Here is a 16,312-nt window from a genome sequence, read left to right as displayed (position 1 = left end):
CTTTTATTTTTAACTTCTGTTATTGCCCATCCGGGATAACCGGTAATGGCAGAAGTAAGTTCGCAGAGATGTGTTAATTTATTTTCTAAGGGGCTTCGGGATAAATGCTGCCGGAAAATTTTCCTTGATCTTTAGAAGCGCTCTGTCTGCTTCCAGGCGGTTTCTGAAGTTACCTACCCAAACCTTGTAATTTGGGGCCTCGTAAGTAATTTGTGAGCTGTATGGGTATAAAGTCCTGTATTTCTGGATCACTTCGTTGGCTTTTCCGTTGTCCCCGTAAAAAAGCTGAATCACATAACGATCCCTTATCTGGTTGTTTTTATTCAGCTCCTTTTTAACCTCCATTAATTTTTCGATCTTCCGGTTTTGTTGAATGTTCACATTCCCTTCCTGGGCACTGATTTCCAGGGTGAAAAAGAACATGAAAGCTGCAGTTGTAAAAAGAAGCAGGGAGTTGGGTTTTCTCATGATATTTTGGCTTTTTGACAAATGTAAAATTAAATAACTTAAACAGGTTATAATTTATTATTTAGAACTAATATAAATTACCTATTAACACTTCTGTAAGATTCCTAAAATCGTCTGTATGTATTACTTTTGTGCACGAATTTAAAGGTACCTTTTTAGGTTTTTAGCCCTAAAATACTGTGTGTAAAAACCGTACCAAAGTTTAGACGTTAATCGAACTTATAATATGAAAAAGGTGATTTTCCGCCATTCAACTTCGCGACAACTACTATTAAGCGTAGCATTTTTATTTACCTTCACCCTATCCGGGATCACGCAGGCTCAGGCGGCGCAGGATGCGACTGCTCAGGCAGAAGCCGGACAGGAAGCTGCTGCGGCAGATGATGGAGGTTCAGACCTTGGTGATGTGTCTGCAGGTAAAGAGTTATTTAATTCTTTGTGTGCAGCCTGTCATAAACCATATTCAAATTCGATTGGTCCGGCTCTTCATGGGGTGACTGAAAGACGTGATATGGAGTGGATCTATTCCTGGATCAAAAATTCTGCTGCTTTAATAGCCAGCGGTGATGCTCAGGCTAACGAGATCTACAACGAGTGGGGTCAAACCGCAATGCCGGCATTCCCGCAGTTGAGCAATAACGAAATAGATAACATACTCGCTTACGTTGAACAGCCTAAGCCGGAGCCGCCTGCTGCTGCTACTGCTGGTGGAGAAGCTGGTGCTGCCGGAGGATCTGGTGGGGTTTCTACAGATGTGATCCTGGGGATTCTTGTTTTTGTGTTGGCGATGCTTCTGCTGGTTCTTTTCCTTGTGAACAAAACCCTTAGAAATTTTGCTGATGCTTCCGGAATTGTAATTCCTGAAAAGCCAAAAAGAAAACCGATCTATAAGGCATTCGTGGAAAATCAATTCCTGGTGCTTGTAAGCTCGATATTTGTTCTTTTGGCTGTGGGTTATTTCGCTTACGGATGGATGATGCAGGTAGGTGTTGACCAGGGCTATCAGCCAATTCAGCCAATACATTACTCACACAGGATTCATGCCGGTGAGAACCAGATAGAGTGTAAGTATTGTCACTCTTCAGCCAGGGTCTCCAAACATTCAGGGATTCCATCGCTTAATGTTTGTATGAATTGTCACAAGGCGATCGCTGAAGTGGCTCCTGAAACGGCTACAGAAGAATACTCAAAAGAATTTTACGATAACGAGATCGCGAAGCTTTATGAAGCAACCGGATGGGATCCTGCTACCAGAACTTATTCTGGAGAAGAGAAGCCTGTGAAATGGGTGCGTATTCATAACCTTCCAGATTTTGCATACTTTAACCACTCGCAACACGTAACTGTGGCCGGGATCGAATGTCAGAAATGTCATGGTCCAATCGAGGAAATGGAGATTGTATATCAAAATGCTCCTCTTACCATGGGATGGTGTATTAACTGTCACCGTGAAACGAATATCAGGATCGAGGGTAATGAATATTACGAGAAGATCCACGAGGAGTTATCTAAAAAATATGGTGTAGAAGAGCTAACAGCTGCCCAGATGGGTGGGTTGGAATGCGGTAAGTGTCACTATTAAAATCCTGAAGTTCAGGTAACAAATTAAGAAGCTAATATCTAGATATAATATGTCATCAAACAAGAAATACTGGAAAAGTGTTGAAGAGCTAAATGAAAACAGCTCTGTTGTTGAGGCGCTCCAACAAAAGGAATTCGCTGAGAATATCCCGGTAGAGGATTTTCTTGGGGATAAGCAAAATCTTGAAGATTCAAAGACTTCAAGAAGGGACTTCCTTAAGTATGTTGGATTCAGTACAGCAGCTGCTTCACTGGCCGCCTGTGAAGGCCCGGTGGTAAAATCTATTCCTTACGTGGTACAGCCAGACAGGATCGTACCCGGGGTTGCCGATTATTACGCATCTACTATTGCTGATGGTTTCGACTTCGCAAGTGTTTTGGTAAAAACTCGTGAGGGTCGTCCTATCAAAATTGAAAATAATGATCTTTCGAAGTTCAAAGGCGGTGTAAATGCGCGTGTACATGCTTCGGTACTTTCATTGTATGATACAAAAAGGGTGAAACGCCCAATGATCGAAGGAAGGAATGTTTCCTGGGAAGAGTTTGACCGTGAGGTTACTTCTGCACTGGATAATGCCAGCGGAGATGTGGTTCTTCTTACGCAGACATTCGCGAGTCCTTCGACTTCAAAATTAATTCAGGATTTTTCATCTAAATACGGGAATGTACGTCACATCGTGTATGATACAGTTTCTGAAGATGCAGCCCTGAATGCTTTTCAGGCTAAATATGGTCGTCGTGCCTTGCCAAACTATGATTTCTCGAAAGTGAAGACCGTGGTTGGGGTTGGTGCAGATTTTCTTGCAGACTGGCAGGGAGGTGGCTACGATGCTGCTTATGCCAAAACAAGAATTCCGAAGGATGGTAAAATGTCCCGTCATATTCAGTTTGAGTCTAATATGTCTCTTACCGGGGCTAACGCAGATAAGCGTGTTCCTTTAAAGCCTTCTGAGCAAAAAGCAGTGATGTCTGCTTTAAGAGGTTATATCGCAGGTGGTTCTTCTACCAGTGATCTTCCTTCAAACATAGACGATGCAGTGGTGAAGGCAGCACGAGAATTGCGTAAAGCAGGGAGTGGTGCTGTGGTTGCCTGTGGCATTCCAGATATGGAGGCTCAGACCTGGGCATTGGAGATCAACGAAGCACTTGGAAGCCAGGTGATGGATACTTCTAACGCCAGGGTTATTCGTCAGGGTAACGCTGCAGAAGTAATGCAGTTGGTTGAAGATATGAATAACGGTAGTGTTGGTGCTCTTTTGATCGCCGGTCTAAACCCTGTTCATACCCTTCCAAACAGAGAAGAATTTATTGAAGGTCTTAAAAAGGTTGAAACCGTAGTAGATTTTACTACCAGAGCCGATGAGACTTCAGAAGTTAGTAAATATGTAGCTGCCACTCCACATTACCTGGAGAGCTGGGGAGATATTCAGTTCAATGAAAGATCTTTCAGTTTAATGCAGCCAACGATAAGACCTTTATTCGATACGAGACAATTTCAGGATACTTTACTGAAATGGGCCGGTAATAATGTGTCTTATCTTGATTATATAAAAGAAACTTGGTCTTCAGATTTCGGAGGTCAGCCATTTTCAAAAGCACTTCATGACGGCGCTTTCGAGGCGACTTCTCCGGTAGCTATCGCTGCAGGGTCTGAAAGCCTTTCCGGTTCCAGATCATCTTCATTAGAGGATAATCTTGAAGGAGAAGGATTTGAGCTTTCTCTTTACACGAAAGTGTCCATGGGAGACGGTCAGCAATTTAATAACCCGTGGTTGCAGGAAATGCCAGATCCGCTTACCAGAGCGAGCTGGGATAATTATGTAACTGTTTCTGAAGCCGATGCTGAAGAGCTTGGTCTTGAAAACTGGCATGATGCAAACGGAGGTTTAAATGGTAGCCATGTAAATCTTGGATTAGGGGATACGGTTCTTAAAAATGTACCGGTATATATTATGCCAGGACAGGCGAAGGGATCTATTGGTCTTGCGCTTGGTTATGGTAGAAAAGCCGGGATACAGGAAGAAATGCAAACCGGGGTGAATGCCTATCCTTTGTACAGGAACTTTAGTTCTGTACAGAAGGTGAAAATGGAGAAAACTGCCGGGGTACATGAATTTGCCTGTGTGCAGCTTCATAATACCTTAATGGGTAGAGGTGATATCATCAAGGAAACCACTTTAGAGGTGTTCAATACTAAAGATGCTCACGTATGGAATAAGACTCCGGAAGTATCTTTAGATCACCAGGAAACTCCTGTAACTTCTCCGGAAGTAGATATCTGGGAGAGCTTTGACAGGACTACGGGTCCACACTTTAACCTGAGTATAGATCTTAATGCCTGCACCGGTTGTGGAGCTTGTGTGATTGCATGTCATTCAGAAAATAACGTTCCTGTAGTAGGTAAGAACGAAGTAAGAAGATCAAGAGATATGCACTGGTTGCGTATAGACCGTTATTTCTCTTCTGAAGAATCCTTTACTGCAGATCTTGATAAAAAAGAAAATATTGGTGGCCTTGGAAGTTCCCTTTCTGAATTCGGAGAACTGGAAGAGCCTGCAGGTAACCCACAGGTTGTATTCCAGCCGGTGATGTGTCAGCATTGTAACCATGCTCCTTGTGAGACTGTTTGTCCTGTTGCGGCAACTTCCCATGGTAGACAGGGTCAAAACCAAATGATCTATAACAGGTGTGTTGGTACAAGATATTGTGCGAACAACTGTCCTTATAAAGTTCGTCGTTTCAACTGGTTCAACTATGCCCAGAACGATGAATTTGATTACCATATGAACAATGACCTTGGTAGAATGGTACTTAACCCAGATGTTACTGTACGTTCCAGAGGGGTTATGGAAAAATGTTCTATGTGTATCCAGTTAACTCAGAAAACGATCCTTGATGCCAAGCGTGAAGGTAGAACGATCAAGGATGGTGAATTCCATACGGCTTGTTCTGCAGCATGTGATAAAGGCGCTATGGTCTTTGGAGATGTGAATGATGAAGGAGCAAAAATTCTGGAAAAGAAAAATGATGACAGGATGTATCATCTGCTTGAGTATGTAGGTACAAAACCAAATGTGATGTACCAGACGAAAGTTAGAAATACTTCCGAAGCTTAATAATAACGAATAACTAAGAATCAATCTAATAAGGATATGTCTCATTACGAAGCACCTATACGAAAGCCTCTAGTTACCGGGAACAAAAGCTATCACGATGTGACAGTGGATGTTGCTGCTCCGGTTGAAGGAAGGGCGAATAAAACCTGGTGGATAGTTTTTTCTATCGCCCTTGTTGCCTTTCTTTGGGGTGTTGGATGTATAGTATACACGATTTCTACAGGTATAGGTACCTGGGGATTAAATAAAACAGTAGGTTGGGCCTGGGATATTACCAACTTCGTATGGTGGGTAGGTATTGGTCACGCCGGTACACTGATCTCGGCCGTATTACTTTTATTCCGTCAAAAATGGAGAATGGCGATCAACAGGTCTGCAGAGGCTATGACGATCTTCTCTGTAATGCAGGCGGGTCTTTTCCCTTTAATTCACATGGGGCGTCCATGGCTGGCATACTGGGTACTTCCAATCCCTAACCAGTTTGGATCTCTTTGGGTGAACTTTAACTCACCGCTTCTTTGGGATGTATTTGCAATTTCAACCTACCTGTCGGTATCGCTGGTATTCTGGTGGACTGGTTTATTACCTGATTTTGCAATGATTCGTGATAGGGCAATTACGCCTTTCACAAAAAGAGTTTACGGAATACTTTCATTTGGATGGAGTGGACGTGCCAAGGACTGGCAGCGTTTTGAAGAAGTATCTCTGGTACTTGCCGGATTGGCAACACCACTTGTACTTTCTGTACACACCATTGTATCTTTTGACTTCGCAACTTCGGTAATACCGGGATGGCATACCACCATTTTCCCTCCTTACTTCGTTGCGGGAGCTATCTTCTCTGGATTTGCCATGGTAAACACCCTGCTTATCATCATGAGAAAGGTTTCTAATCTTGAAGACTATATTACTATTCAGCATATCGAATTGATGAACATCGTGATCATGATCACGGGTTCTATCGTTGGTACTGCATATATTACCGAGTTGGTGATCGCATGGTATTCCGGGGTGGAATACGAACAGTATGCATTCCTTAACAGGGCTACCGGACCTTACTGGTGGGCATACTGGAGTATGATGACCTGTAACGTGTTCTCTCCACAGTTCATGTGGTTCAAGAAACTGCGTACCAGTATCATGTTCTCATTCTTTATTTCGATCGTGGTAAACATCGGGATGTGGTTCGAGCGTTTTGTAATTATCGTGACTTCATTGCACCGTGATTACCTTCCATCTTCATGGACAATGTTCTCGCCAACATTTGTAGATATCGGGATATTCATTGGTACCATAGGATTCTTCTTTGTATTGTTCCTTCTTTATGCCCGTTCGTTCCCGGTGATCGCCCAGGCAGAGGTGAAGACAATTCTAAAGGCTTCCGGAGAAAAATATAAGAAACTTAGAGAGGAGCATGGAGATGATGCATTGCATTACGATCCACAGGCTGTAGGTAGAAATCCACTTCAGAATGAAGAAGCAGGAATTCACCATAAGATAGAAGATACAGAGCATACTACAAGAAAAGAAGCAGATCATCCTCACGAGGAAACTGTAAATGTAGACGGCATGGTGGTATCTGAGGTTACCAAAGATCGTATCGACGAAATGCTTTCCAGAATTGGAACTTACGATCCAAAAACTCAGGATGCAGATGATCTTACGAAACTTAAGAATGTAGGGCCGCTACTTCAGCAGCATTTACATCAGGTAGGTATCTACTTATTTGACCAGGTAAGTAAATTAACAGAACAGGATTTTGAATTGCTTGATGAAGTGATCGAGAACTTCCCTATTCAGGAGAACAGGGCTGGATGGATCGAGCAGGCAAACAAACTAAAAAATAAATAATCAGGATGGCATCTAAAGTTTTACACGCTATTTACCGAGATGACGATCTGCTTTTACAGGCTGTAAAGCAGATTCGTGAAGCACGCTATCATATTGGAGAGGTTTATTGCCCGTTCCCGGTTCACGGACTGGACAAGGCAATGGGATTAGCTCCAACCAGACTGGCCATCACCTCGTTCATGTATGGTATTGTTGGTTTATCTGTTGCAGTTGCGATGATGAACTTTATCATGATCGAAGACTGGCCGCAGGATATTGGTGGTAAACCAAGTTTCAGTTTCTTCCAGAACATGCCGGCATTTGTGCCAATTATGTTCGAATTAACTGTATTCTTTGCAGCTCACTTAATGGTGATCACCTTCTATATGAGAAGTAGATTATGGCCATTTAAAAGCGCTGAGAACCCTGATGTAAGAACAACAGATGATGTGTTCCTAATGGAGGTAGATGCTGCCAACCATAACGTGGAAGACCTAACGGACTTTTTATATAAGACCGGAGCTTCTGAAATTAAATTAATAGATAATAAATAGTGATAATGAGAAGTTTGTTCCATAAAACTATAGGATTTTGTCTGCTGGGCTTGGCAGTTGTTTCCTGCCAAGACAAGGAGGATCCAAACTATCAGTACATGCCAGATATGTATGAATCTGTAGGTTACGAAACCTATGGGGAGTACGAGGTATTTCAGAACGGTCAGGAAGCTAAGTTACCTGTAGAGGAAACTGTACCAAGAGGCTGGTTGCCTTACGAGTATCAGGATACTCCTCAGGGAGCTGCAGATGCGAAAGCGAATCTTAAAAATCCACTTGCCTATACCATGGATAACCATGCAGAAGGTAAGCAACTTTATACTATATATTGCGCGGTTTGTCACGGTGACAAGGGAGACGGTAAAGGGATCCTGGTGGAGCGTGAAAAGATACTTGGTGTACCTTCTTATGATGACGCAGGTCGTGCCATTACAGAGGGAAGTGTATATCACGTGATGTATTACGGAATCAATAACATGGGATCTTATGCTTCTCAGACCAGTACAGAAGAGCGTTGGCAGATAGATCACTATGTGATGAGCCTTAAAGACAAGTTGGAGGGTAAACCCGAAAGAGAATTCGAAGAAGCCGGAGCGCAGGAAAATCTGCTCCCTTCAAGAGCAGATGCGAATATCTATGACGATGCAGATGATGTGGAATCTGGGCAGTCCAACGAAAAGAACCAAACCGAAATTCAAGAATAAAGATTTAGATCTATCGATATGTATACGCTATCCAGTAAATTAAAATTAACAGCAATCATTTTTATGATTGTTGGGGCTGTAGGTCTCATTTATGGATTCATCGCTGCACCGGAAACCGTAGAGGATGTGAAAGAAATGATGGCTTCAGAACATCATGGTGAAGAGCATGCAGAAGAGAATACTACAGGTATTAATGTGGAACAGCTTCCGGGAGGAGATAATGTTGAAACCGAAGATATTTCAGGATACGAAAGTGAAGTATCTCATGGGGATGAAGCTCACGCTGAAGCCGGTCATGGGGAAGAAGCTTCACACGAGAATGAGCACTACGAGCACATCCTGCACCAATTGCAGAATAAACCATGGGCTGCCTTATATGTAGCGGCTTTCTTTTTCTTTATGATATCTCTTGGAGTGCTCGCATTCTATGCGATCCAGTATGCTGCCCAGGCGGGCTGGTCTCCGGTACTCTTCAGAGTAATGGAAGCGATCACCGCATATTTGTTACCAGGAGGGATTATTGTATTTGTACTACTGGTTCTTTCAGGTCTGCATCTAAATCATTTATTTATTTGGATGGATCCTGAAGTAGTAGCACATGATGAGATCATTCAGGCTAAGACGGCTTACTTAAATGTGCCTTTCTTTCTTATTAGAGCTGCAATCTATTTAGGTGGTTGGATTTTCTTCAGACACCTGCTTAGAAAGAACTCTCTTAAGATGGATGATTCCACAGATCTTACCTACTTTAAAAAGAACTTTAAACTATCGGCAGGATTCCTTGTATTCTTTATCGTGACAGAATCTATGATGTCATGGGACTGGATCATGAGTCTGGATCCGCACTGGTTTAGTACCTTATTTGGATGGTTTGTTTTTGCCAGCTTATTTGTATCTGGAATTACTACTATTGCCATTATCAGTATATACCTTAAATCAAGAGGATATCTTGAATTTGTGAACGACAGTCATATTCATGACCTGGCGAAATTCATGTTCGGGATCAGTATTTTCTGGACCTACCTGTGGTTCTCTCAGTTCATGTTGATCTGGTACTCGAATATCCCTGAAGAGGTGGTATACTTCATCCAGCGAATGGAAGATTATCAATTACCATTCTTTGGTATGTTGATCACCAATTTCCTTTTCCCTGTATTGTTATTAATGAACAGTGATTACAAGAGAGTGAACTGGTTCGTGATTATGACCGGGATTGTGATCTTATGTGGTCACTATCTTAATGTATATGTTATGGTGATGCCGGCGACTGTTGGAGAATCATGGTTTATTGGAATACCTGAAATTAGTGCGGTACTATTGTTTGGAGGCTTGTTTACTTTTATTGTATTCAACGCGCTCACCAAGGCACCACTGCTGGTGAAAGGCAATCCTTTCCTTAAGGAAAGTAAGCATTACCATTATTAATAAAGATTGATTGTTTAAAGAAGAACTTATAAAATGACCGTATTTTTAGTAATCATAGTACTTGCACTTCTGGCCGTTACAGGTTGGCAGATCTCTAAGATATTTGAGTTATCCAAAAAACCGGATGGCGATACTTCTCAGGTGGCAAATGACAATGATAACCGCTGGAATGGAATTTTGATGCTGGCGTTTGTTATTTTCCTTTATGTAATTACAATTTACTGCTTCTGGGAATATGGTAGATTCTATCTGCCTGAAGCTGCTGCCGAGCATGGTAGTGAGTATGATAACCTTATGTTTATCTCTCTTGGGTTGATCATGTTTGTACAGATCATTACCCAGGGATTATTACACTACTTCGCCTATAAGTATAAAGGGAAAAAGACACAGAAAGCATTATTCTACGCAGATAATGATAAACTGGAATTCATCTGGACAATCATCCCGGTGATCACCCTTGCGGGATTGATCATCTACGGATTATTTACCTGGAGTGATATTATGAATATCAACGAGGAAGAAGATCCTTTAGTGATCGAGATCTATGCCTACCAGTTCGACTGGAGAGCAAGATATTCCGGTGAAGATAATACCCTTGGAAAAGCCAATGTTCGATTTATCGAAGGTGTAAACCAGTTAGGTGTGGATGAATCTGATTCTTATGGAGATGATGATAAGATCGTAACTGAACTGCATTTACCTGTGAACAGACCGGTATTATTCAAATTCAGATCTCAGGATGTCCTACACTCAGCCTATTTCCCATTCTTTAGAGCACAAATGAATGTTGTGCCTGGTATGATCACTCAGTTTGGTTTTACACCAACGATCACTACTGAAGAGATGCGTGAAAGCGAGTATATGGTAGATAAAGTAAAAAGTGTAAACGAGGAGAGAAAAGAGCGTAATGAAGATCTTATCGCTGCCGGGGAACCTACACTTGATCCTTACGAATTCGATTATTTCCTTCTTTGTAACAAAATATGTGGGCAGGCTCACTACAACATGCAAATGAAGATCATAGTTGAATCTGAAGAAGATTATGAAGCATGGTTGGCAGAACAACCTACTTTTGCGAGCACTATGGAGGGTAGCAATCAGGACCAGGCGCCTGCAGCACCTTCAGAAGATATGGAAACAGAGGAGCCACAGGAAAGTGAAGCAGTGGCTGTAGTAGATAACGAAAAAAACTAAGAATAAGATATGTCAGCAATTGCAACAGCACCGGCTCACGATCACCACGATGATCACGGACATCATCACAAGGAGACTTTTATAACAAAGTATATTTTTAGTCAGGATCATAAGATGATTGCCAAGCAATATCTTATTACCGGACTAATCATGGGGGTAATTGGTATCGCAATGTCGATCCTTTTCCGTATCCAGCTGGCATGGCCGGAACAGTCTTTCTGGGTGTTCGAGGCATTGCTTGGTGAGCGATGGGCTCCAGACGGGGTAATGTCTCCAAGTATTTATCTGGCCCTGGTTACCATACATGGTACCATCATGGTATTCTTTGTACTTACGGCAGGATTGAGTGGTACATTCTCAAACTTATTAATTCCGTTGCAGATCGGTGCACGAGATATGGCCTCAGGATTCCTTAACATGGTTTCTTACTGGTTGTTTTTCCTATCCAGTGTTATCATGCTGGCATCATTATTTGTAGAGTCTGGACCTGCTATGGCCGGTTGGACGATCTATCCGCCTTTAAGTGCGTTGCCACAGGCTATTAGTGGTTCTGGTACAGGGATGACCTTATGGCTGGTTTCTATGGCTATTTTTATTGCCTCTTCTTTACTTGGTTCTCTTAACTATATCGTTACGGTGATCAATTTAAGAACAGAGGGAATGTCTATGACCAGGCTTCCACTTACTATCTGGGCTTTCTTCGTGACTGCTATAATTGGGGTGGTTTCCTTCCCGGTTTTACTTTCAGCAGCATTACTGCTTATCATGGACCGTAGTTTTGGAACTTCGTTTTTCCTTAGTGATATATTTATTCAGGGAGAAGTTTTAAGTCACCAGGGTGGTTCACCGGTATTATTTGAACATTTATTCTGGTTCCTTGGACACCCGGAGGTATATATCGTACTATTGCCGACCCTTGGTATAACTTCAGAAATTATTGCAACTAACTCTCGTAAACCGATCTTTGGATATCGTGCGATGGTTGCTTCAATACTTGCGATCGCTTTCCTTTCAACTATCGTGTGGGGTCACCATATGTTTATTTCAGGTATGAACCCGTTCCTTGGTTCTGTATTTACCTTTACTACATTGTTGATCGCGATCCCTTCAGCGGTAAAAGCATTTAACTATATCACAACCTTATGGAAGGGTAACCTGCAGATGAACCCGGCTATGCTGTTTTCTATCGGTTTGGTCTCTACTTTCATTACAGGTGGTCTAACAGGAATTATCCTTGGGGATTCAACCCTTGATATCAACGTTCATGATACTTACTTCGTGGTTGCTCACTTCCACCTGGTAATGGGTATCTCAGCACTTTATGGACTATTTGCCGGTGTTTACCACTGGTTCCCTAAGATGTTTGGTAGAATGATGAATAAAAACCTTGGTTATATCCATTTCTGGGTAACTGCGGTTGGTGCTTACGGGGTGTTTTTCCCAATGCACTTTATCGGGATAGCAGGTCTTCCAAGACGTTATTATACCAATACAAATTTCCCATACTTTGATGACTATGCAGATGTGAACGTTATTATTACCGTTGCAGCGATCATCACCGCATTGATTCAGTTGGTATTCCTTTATAATTTCTTTAGTTCTATTTTCTTCGGAAAAAAGGCTACTCAGAATCCATGGAAATCGAATACCTTGGAATGGACTACTCCGGTGGAGCATATCCACGGAAACTGGCCAGGTAAAATACCTTCAGTATACCGTTGGGCATATGATTATTCCAAGACCGGTGAAAATGGAGAATACGTGATCAAGGGGCAGGATTTTGTCTCTCAGGTCGTACCTCTCCAGGAAGGTGAAGAAGAGCTTAATCATTAAGCAAGACCTTCCCTTATAAGAGATTTGAAAAGCCTTTTCCCACCCGGAAGAGGCTTTTTTAATTATCTTTGATCTCGAAATTCTCCGGAGTTCTCACCAATTATTTCTTATATTAATCCGGATAACAGATTTTATTATGAACGAAAACCTCGATGCCAGCGGAGATAATTTTTCTCCGGAAGAATTTGATATAGAAAGAGCATTAAGGCCGCTAAGCTTTGATGATTTTGCCGGTCAGGAACAGGTGCTGGAAAATCTTCAGGTTTTTGTACAGGCGGCTAATTTAAGAGGTGAGGCACTGGATCATACCTTATTTCATGGTCCTCCCGGGTTGGGAAAGACCACCCTGGCCCATATTTTGGCTAACGAGCTGAATGTTGGTATTAAGATCACTTCGGGTCCGGTGTTGGATAAGCCCGGGGATCTTGCCGGTTTGCTTACCAATCTCGACGAAAGGGATATACTGTTCATTGACGAGATCCACAGATTGAGCCCTATTGTGGAAGAGTATTTGTATTCGGCCATGGAGGATTACCGGATTGATATCATGATCGAAACCGGGCCAAATGCCCGTACGGTACAGATCAATCTAAACCCATTTACGCTCATTGGTGCGACCACCAGATCTGGATTGCTTACGGCGCCTATGAGAGCAAGATTTGGTATCTCCAGCAGGCTGCAATATTATACTACCGAATTACTTTCAGGAATCGTGGAACGAAGTTCAGATATCTTAAAAGTGCCTATTACTCAGGAAGCGGCTATCGAGATCGCAGGTAGAAGCCGGGGTACACCCAGAATTGCTAATGCCCTTCTAAGAAGGGTGCGTGATTTCGCCCAGATAAAAGGGAATGGAAAAATAGATATTGAGATCGCCAGATTTGGACTTAAGGCGCTGAATGTTGACGCTCACGGTCTGGATGAAATGGACAACAAGATCCTGGCCACGATCATCGATAAATTTAAAGGTGGCCCGGTTGGGATCACTACCCTGGCCACGGCGGTAAGTGAAAGTGCTGAGACCATTGAAGAGGTCTATGAGCCTTTCCTAATCCAGCAGGGATTCATTTACAGAACTCCGCGGGGTAGGGAAGTAACCGAGCATGCCTATAAACACCTGGGACGCATCAAAGGAAGCACTCAGGGCGGGCTGTTTTAGAGTTTATAATTGAGTCCGCATTAGACCCGGGATTAATATTTATTAGTGCAATCAGAGCATTTTATTTAACGACGTCATGCTGAACTTGTTTCAGCATCTTAAAAACACTTCTACTACTCCCAAACCATTGGGACAGTGTGACAGCCGTAATTTTAAATTTTGTTCTCGTCCTTTACATATTAATCGGCGATACGAAGGACTGATTTAGATGAATTCGAAGGCAAGGGTGGCATTCCCAGATTATACCTCATGCTGAACCTAAATTAGCATTTCGTTGGTTTGAATAATTGAATAAATCTATATTGTATGTCAGGCTGAGCGCAGTCGAAGCCTCTGGACTGGTTTAAATAGCCTTTGTGATTCTCTAATATGCATAAGTATTTTGTTTACATATTAAAATGTTCAGATAAATCCTATTATACGGGAATTACTAACGATCTGGAAAGACGAATAAATGAACATAAGGATGGTTTAGATAAGCAAAGTTATACATATAGAAGGAGGCCAATAAGCCTAAAATTCTACGAGGAATTTAATGATGTTTTGCAGGCTATCTATTTCGAAAAACAAATCAAGGGATGGACCAGATCAAAAAAGATGGCTTTAATAATGGGTGATTGTGATATGTTGCAAATGCTGGCAGAGTGTAGAAATGCGACGCATTATAAATATAATCCAGGTGAATAAGCACTTCGACTGCTCCCGACTCCTCGGGACAGTGTGACAGCTGTAATTTTCCATATTGTGAGAAGTCTCTTTTAAATTTTTAAAATTAGCATTTAGGATTGACCTGGAACTTTAGAATATTAGGGCATTTGTGGCTATTAATTCAATGACGTCATGCTGAACTAGTTTCAGCATCTCCTGTAATTGACCTTAACTCAAAGTGCCCTACTGTTTATTATATTTACTTTAGCATTTGCGCTTCATTTGCGAACCAACATCATGCTGAACTTTTTTAAGCATCTCATTTAATAAAACTCCCGGGTTTTGGAAACCTATGAGTTATCTTGCCAATTGATAAGTCTTAATAAAGATGAAAAAAACAGAAGATAATATCCCCGAAGTATCTATTCTCAAATTCTTAATGCATTCTGCTAATATCTTAAAGAATCCATTGCCTTTTCATCATCGTAATTTCGAGGAGAAAGGGGATACTTTCCGGCTGAACATTGGCTTTAATAAATCTGTGATATTTTCTCGCGACGCAGGCCTGGTGGAGTATGTACTCCAGAAGAACCAGCGAAATTATGTGAAATCTGAGATCCAGACTAAAGATCTGGTGAAGTATGTTGGAGAAGGACTTTTAACTTCAGAAGGGGAGCACTGGAAAAGACAACGAAAACTCATCCAGCCGGCATTTCACAAAAAACAGCTGGCGAATTTAATGGACTCCATAAAACAAGCGATCCTGTCTGAATATTCCCGGATAACCCCGGGAAAAGAACTGGATATCTTTCCTGTGTATAACGATCTTGCCTTTCAAACCGTGGTAAAATCTCTTTTTAGTAGTGCAGCGAACCAAGAGGAGATCAACAGGTTACAATTCATTACCGAAGAGACCCAGAAGATGCTGGTAAAGGAGCTGCGACAGCCCTATTTGGGTTGGTGGTTCAATCTAAGCGGGAAGATAGAAAGTTATCTTAAATTGACCAGGGAAGCCCGGACAATTTTAAAAGCTATGGTGCAGGAGCGAAGAAGTTCCGGAGAACGTTATGATGATCTTCTGGATATGCTCCTGGAAGCGAAATATGATGATGGTAATTTTATGGATGAAGAGCAACTCATCGATGAGATCCTTATCCTTTTTACTGCGGGGCATGAAACTACTTCAAATTCATTGACCTTTACAGCTCAATTACTTGCTTTAAATCCGGTATGGCAGGAGAATATATTTAATGAGATAGAAATCCTGGAACGGGAAGAAACAGATCTAATGGGTTTTGTTACCAAAGCGAAAATAACCCAGCAGGTGATAGAAGAATCCATGAGGATGTATCCGCCGGCTTATTTTATAGACCGGGTGAATCTGGAGCCTGATGAATTTGAAGGTAAGTATTTTGAGTCTGGGTCAAATCTATTGTTTTCCTTACATGAAGTTCATCGCCATCCTGAATTATGGGAAGATCCCGATGATTTTAAACCAGAAAGGTTCGCTGATGGCGGGAAAAAATTTTCCTCCCAGTATTTCCCCTTTGGCGCCGGCCCCAGAAAATGTATAGGTAATAATTTTGCCATGTTCGAAATGATCATTGCCGTGGCAGAAATCATTCGCAGGTATAAGATCATCCCGGTTAATAAGGAAATCGAGATCAAACCGCTTATAACTTTAAAACCCAAGAATGCTGCTTTGCGATTTGAAAAGAGAAACGGCAGTTAATATTTACATTAAAGTAAGTTTTATACCGAATAGCTGGTTTACCCCCATTTTTTTTCGCGCTGAATTTG

12 protein-coding genes are annotated in these 16,312 nt (G+C 41.9%); 11 read left to right on the top strand and 1 reads right to left on the bottom strand.

The window, feature by feature from the left end; genetic code table 11:
- Positions 1-78: 78 nt before the first annotated feature.
- Complete coding sequence (locus FGM01_RS12185; protein WP_143411446.1) at positions 79-468, bottom strand: SPOR domain-containing protein; 390 nt, start codon at positions 466-468, stop codon at positions 79-81.
- Between the two features lie 226 nt (positions 469-694).
- On the opposite strand from FGM01_RS12185, the gene FGM01_RS12180 reads away from it, so the two are divergent.
- The 11 genes from FGM01_RS12180 to FGM01_RS12130 all read left to right on the top strand — a co-directional run bounded on the left by FGM01_RS12180 (position 695) and on the right by FGM01_RS12130 (position 16,244).
- The gene (locus FGM01_RS12180) at positions 695-2,050 is read left to right on the top strand and encodes a c-type cytochrome (protein WP_208012728.1); all 1,356 of its coding nucleotides are present in this window, start codon (positions 695-697) and stop codon (positions 2,048-2,050) included.
- 49 nt (positions 2,051-2,099) lie between these two features.
- Entirely contained in the window at positions 2,100-5,165 is a 3,066-nt protein-coding gene (locus FGM01_RS12175; RefSeq protein WP_143411445.1) for a TAT-variant-translocated molybdopterin oxidoreductase, read from the top strand.
- A 36-nt stretch (positions 5,166-5,201) separates the two neighbouring features.
- On the top strand, positions 5,202-7,016 hold the full coding sequence (gene nrfD, locus FGM01_RS12170; RefSeq protein ID WP_143411444.1) for an NrfD/PsrC family molybdoenzyme membrane anchor subunit: 1,815 nt from the start codon (positions 5,202-5,204) through the stop codon (positions 7,014-7,016).
- Between the two features lie 5 nt (positions 7,017-7,021).
- Positions 7,022-7,549: a DUF3341 domain-containing protein gene (locus FGM01_RS12165; protein ID WP_143411443.1), complete on the top strand. Its 528-nt coding sequence runs from the start codon at positions 7,022-7,024 to the stop codon at positions 7,547-7,549.
- Positions 7,550-7,554: 5 nt separating this feature from the next.
- Complete coding sequence (locus tag FGM01_RS12160; protein ID WP_143411442.1) at positions 7,555-8,253, top strand: c-type cytochrome; 699 nt, start codon at positions 7,555-7,557, stop codon at positions 8,251-8,253.
- A gap of 18 nt (positions 8,254-8,271) precedes the next feature.
- Positions 8,272-9,678, top strand: a complete 1,407-nt coding sequence (locus FGM01_RS12155; RefSeq protein ID WP_143411441.1) for a quinol:cytochrome C oxidoreductase — start codon at positions 8,272-8,274, stop codon at positions 9,676-9,678.
- 33 nt (positions 9,679-9,711) lie between these two features.
- Positions 9,712-10,872, top strand: a complete 1,161-nt coding sequence (locus FGM01_RS12150) for a cytochrome c oxidase subunit II (RefSeq protein WP_143411440.1) — start codon at positions 9,712-9,714, stop codon at positions 10,870-10,872.
- Positions 10,873-10,881: 9 nt separating this feature from the next.
- Positions 10,882-12,705, top strand: a complete 1,824-nt coding sequence (locus tag FGM01_RS12145) for a cytochrome c oxidase subunit I (protein ID WP_143411439.1) — start codon at positions 10,882-10,884, stop codon at positions 12,703-12,705.
- A 136-nt stretch (positions 12,706-12,841) separates the two neighbouring features.
- Positions 12,842-13,864, top strand: a complete 1,023-nt coding sequence (gene ruvB / locus FGM01_RS12140; RefSeq protein ID WP_143411438.1) for a Holliday junction branch migration DNA helicase RuvB — start codon at positions 12,842-12,844, stop codon at positions 13,862-13,864.
- Between the two features lie 369 nt (positions 13,865-14,233).
- Positions 14,234-14,551, top strand: coding sequence for a GIY-YIG nuclease family protein (locus tag FGM01_RS12135; protein ID WP_143411437.1), 318 nt, complete (start codon positions 14,234-14,236; stop codon positions 14,549-14,551).
- A 349-nt stretch (positions 14,552-14,900) separates the two neighbouring features.
- Entirely contained in the window at positions 14,901-16,244 is a 1,344-nt protein-coding gene (locus FGM01_RS12130; protein WP_143411436.1) for a cytochrome P450, read from the top strand.
- The last annotated feature ends 68 nt before the right edge of the window (positions 16,245-16,312 follow it).

The organism is Christiangramia sabulilitoris (assembly GCF_007050985.1).
Classification (GTDB): domain Bacteria; phylum Bacteroidota; class Bacteroidia; order Flavobacteriales; family Flavobacteriaceae; genus Christiangramia; species Christiangramia sabulilitoris.
Note: the sequence above shows the minus strand (reverse complement) of the source record. Positions and strands in the feature narration are given on the sequence as shown.

What these genes read in the sequence shown, in the direction of transcription:
- nrfD (WP_143411444.1), top strand. Translation starts at nt 5,202, where the DNA reads ATGTCTCATTACGAAGCACCTATACGAAAGCCTCTAGTTACCGGGAAC.
- FGM01_RS12150 (WP_143411440.1), top strand. Translation starts at nt 9,712, where the DNA reads ATGACCGTATTTTTAGTAATCATAGTACTTGCACTTCTGGCCGTTACA.
- FGM01_RS12155 (WP_143411441.1), top strand. Translation starts at nt 8,272, where the DNA reads ATGTATACGCTATCCAGTAAATTAAAATTAACAGCAATCATTTTTATG.
- FGM01_RS12160 (WP_143411442.1), top strand. Translation starts at nt 7,555, where the DNA reads ATGAGAAGTTTGTTCCATAAAACTATAGGATTTTGTCTGCTGGGCTTG.
- FGM01_RS12185 (WP_143411446.1), bottom strand. Translation starts at nt 468, where the DNA reads ATGAGAAAACCCAACTCCCTGCTTCTTTTTACAACTGCAGCTTTCATG.
- FGM01_RS12175 (WP_143411445.1), top strand. Translation starts at nt 2,100, where the DNA reads ATGTCATCAAACAAGAAATACTGGAAAAGTGTTGAAGAGCTAAATGAA.
- FGM01_RS12180 (WP_208012728.1), top strand. Translation starts at nt 695, where the DNA reads ATGAAAAAGGTGATTTTCCGCCATTCAACTTCGCGACAACTACTATTA.
- FGM01_RS12165 (WP_143411443.1), top strand. Translation starts at nt 7,022, where the DNA reads ATGGCATCTAAAGTTTTACACGCTATTTACCGAGATGACGATCTGCTT.
- FGM01_RS12130 (WP_143411436.1), top strand. Translation starts at nt 14,901, where the DNA reads ATGAAAAAAACAGAAGATAATATCCCCGAAGTATCTATTCTCAAATTC.
- FGM01_RS12145 (WP_143411439.1), top strand. Translation starts at nt 10,882, where the DNA reads ATGTCAGCAATTGCAACAGCACCGGCTCACGATCACCACGATGATCAC.
- FGM01_RS12135 (WP_143411437.1), top strand. Translation starts at nt 14,234, where the DNA reads ATGCATAAGTATTTTGTTTACATATTAAAATGTTCAGATAAATCCTAT.
- ruvB (WP_143411438.1), top strand. Translation starts at nt 12,842, where the DNA reads ATGAACGAAAACCTCGATGCCAGCGGAGATAATTTTTCTCCGGAAGAA.